The sequence below is a fragment of the Azospirillum isscasi genome (assembly GCF_030849505.1).
Lineage (GTDB): Bacteria > Pseudomonadota > Alphaproteobacteria > Azospirillales > Azospirillaceae > Azospirillum > Azospirillum isscasi.
This window is the reverse complement of sequence record NZ_JAUJFI010000297.1, coordinates 1-2,874: the sequence shown is the minus strand read 5'-3', so window position 1 is coordinate 2,874 and position 2,874 is coordinate 1. Positions and strand designations below refer to the sequence as shown.

Sequence of the window (2,874 nt, the reverse complement as noted above, 5' to 3'; positions counted from 1 at the left end):
CGCCGCCCGGCTGGCGCTGGGCACCCCCGACGAGGCCGAGCGGGCCGCCCGCCGCGCCGAAGCCGTGCGTCCGGACTTCGCGGAGGCCGCTCTGCGCCGGGGCGACGCGCTGCAACGGCGGAACCGTCTGGCCGAGGCCGCCCGCGCCTACGCACGTGGCGCCGCCCTGCGCCCCGATCTGGCGGAGGCTTACGCGAACCTCGCGCTGGTGCGCCAGACCCAGGGCGACCCGGACGGGGCGGAGACCGGATACCGCCGCGCGCTGGCCCTGCGGCCCGATCTGGCGGAGGTGCGCTCCAACCTCGCCTATCTGGAGCTGTTCCGGCCCGGCGTGACGCTGGCCCGCGTGCTGGAGGCGCACCGGGGCTGGGACGCGGCGCACGGCGCCCCCTTCCGCGCCGGATGGGCGCCCTTCGCCCCCCTGCCCGCGGAGCCGCGGCGCCGCCTGCGCGTCGGCATCCTGTCCGGCGATTTCCGCCGCCACCCGGCGGGCCAGTTCGCCGTGCGGGCGGTGGAGGCGCTGCCGGAGTTCGGCGTGGACCTGACCCTCTACGCCAACCAGATGGACGCGGACGACCTGACCGACCGCTTCCGCGCCGCGGCGGAGCGCTGGGTGCCGGTCGCCGACCGGACCGACGCCGAACTTGCAACGCTGATCCGCAACGACCGACCGGACATCCTGATCGACCTCGCCGGGCACAACGCCCGCGGGCGGCTGGGCGTCTTCGCGCGCAAGCCGGCGCCGGTGCAGGTGGCGTGGTCCGGTTACATGGCGACCACGGGGCTTGCCGCCATGGACGCGCTGGTCGCCGACGCCCACCATGTGCCGGAGGGGGCGGAGCGCTTCTACACCGAGCGCATCCTGCGCATGCCCGGCGCCTTCATCGCCTACGACCCGCCGCCGGACGCGCCCGATCCCGGCCCGCCGCCCTGCCTGACCGGCCAGCCCGTCACCTTCGGCGTCTTCAACATCCTGACCAAGCTGACGGACGAGGTCCTGTCCAGCTGGGCCGCCCTGCTCGCCCGTCTGCCCGAGTCGCGCCTTCTGCTGAAGACCAAGGCCCTGTCCTGCCCGGAAACCGCCGCCCGCTGGCGGGCGCGTCTGGCCGCGGCGGGCATCGCGCCGGAGCGGCTGATCCTGGCCGGGGCGACCGACAGCCGGACCCACATGGGCTGGTGCGCCCGCGTGGACGTGGCGCTGGACCCCTTCCCCTTCGCCGGCAGCACGACGACGCTGGAGACGCTGTGGATGGGCGTTCCGGTCGTCACCCTGCCGGGAGACACCTTCTCCAGCCGCCATTCCCTGGCTTTCCTGAGCGTGGCGGGGGTGGAAGGCTGCGTCGCCCGCGACCGGGCGGACTATGTGGAGCTTGCCGCCGGCTGGGCCGCCGACCCGGAGCGTCTGGCGGAGCTGCGCCGGACCTTGCGCCCGCGCATGGCCGCCGGGCCGCTCTGCGACGGACGGGCCTTGGCCGAAGCGCTGGCGCGGTCTCTGCGGGATCTTACACGAACCACCTAGCTCTTTTGGATAGGCACCCCTCCTCACGAAGATTGGGGGTTGTTCGGGCACGAATTTTTCGTCACATCATATATATCAGACTGATCATGGGTCACGACGCCCAGGGAGGTCCTGGATGCTGAAACTTTCGGCTGTCCGCATGGCGATCGAGGATGTGGAGCAGGCCATCGGCGCGATGCCGGTGCCCGATGCGGTGGCGGCCCAGACGGTCGGGGCCCAGACGATGGCCGCCAACCGGCGGGCCCTGGCGCGCCTCTACACGGCCTATGCCCAGGGGGTTCTGAAACGGCACGGCATCGCCGTGGACCTGGACGACGTCTGCGGGCAATGCTGCCGCGACTGCCCGGACGGGCGCTGCGTCCGGCTTCCCTGCTGAGTCACTTCACGCCGACGAAACGGACCCAGGGGAAGTCCAGAACGTCGAACCAGCGCACCCGCGGCCCCTCCCCCTGCCGCTCCAGCGCGTCGAGCACGGCGAAGGGCGCCGCCTGATCGAGCATCCAGTAACCGCGGCCCTCGCGCAGGAACGCCCCGATGTAGGCGGCGGTCAGCGCCAGGAAGGCCCGCCCCCGCGGAGTCGGCTGGAATCCGGCGAAGCAGACGGTGATCTCCCGCGTCGGGCCGCGCCAGCGGGCGTCGCGCAGCAGCGCCACGTCGCAGCCCTGCATCCGTTCCGTCAGGCTGCCGATGCCCGAGGCCCCATTCCCGGCTAGCGTGCAGTCGGCGTCCAGATGCAGCAGGGGCCGCCCCCAGCGGGTCATGAGCTGGTGCCAGCGCAGGAAGCGGATGCAGGCGTAATAGGTGGTGCGCCGGTGGTCGTCCCAGCCGGTGAAGTCCACCCGCTCCCGGCTGATGCCCAGCGGCAGCCGCTCCCCCCGCCGGGCGAGGTCGGCCAGCGTTTCCGGCGACGGGTTCACGACATGGACGTGAACCGCCACGCCACCGCCCGCCAGTGCCTCGACCGAATCGAGCAGGCCGGTGGCGAAGCGCCGGTAATAGCCGTCGTCGCAGGACACCGCCAGCAGCGGCCCCTCCCCCGCGGGCGGCTCGGCCAGCAGATCCAGCGGTGGAAAGGAGTCCGGCAGGGCGTCGGCCTCCGGCAGCCCGTCCAGCGCGCGGCGCCCGGCCCGCACCATCGACCACAGGCGAAGCTCGAAATCCGCCGCGACCTCCGCCGCCGTGAAGCGCCGGGAGACGCGCCGCATGAAGCGGCTGGCGAGATCCGTCCGGCCCCGCCGGTAGAAGCGATAGGCGACCGCCGCCGCCGCCCGCGCGTCGCGCGGGTTCCGGCGCAGGACCGTCAGGGCGGTGCGGGCGGCGCGCTCCAGCAGCGTTTCCGGCGCCTGCCCCGCCTG

2 protein-coding genes and 1 pseudogene are annotated in these 2,874 nt (G+C 73.6%); 2 read left to right on the top strand and 1 reads right to left on the bottom strand.

The annotated features are described in order from the left end of the window. Together QSG27_RS28340 and QSG27_RS28335 are read left to right on the top strand one after the other, a co-directional pair. Positions 1 to 1,519 (top strand): O-linked N-acetylglucosamine transferase, SPINDLY family protein (locus QSG27_RS28340; RefSeq protein WP_306712128.1); only part of this gene is annotated, 1,519 nt, incomplete at its 5' end. Between the two features lie 115 nt (positions 1,520 to 1,634). Continuing rightward, on the top strand, positions 1,635 to 1,895 hold the full coding sequence (locus QSG27_RS28335) for a hypothetical protein (RefSeq protein WP_306712125.1): 261 nt from the start codon (positions 1,635 to 1,637) through the stop codon (positions 1,893 to 1,895). Between the two features lies 1 nt (position 1,896). Here QSG27_RS28335 and QSG27_RS28330 read toward each other — a convergent pair. Next, positions 1,897 to 2,874: pseudogene (locus QSG27_RS28330) on the bottom strand (tetratricopeptide repeat protein); the annotation flags it as partial.

Excerpts from the sequence above, each read along its gene's own strand:
- QSG27_RS28335 (WP_306712125.1), top strand. The coding sequence starts at position 1,635 with ATGCTGAAACTTTCGGCTGTCCGCATGGCGATCGAGGATGTGGAGCAG.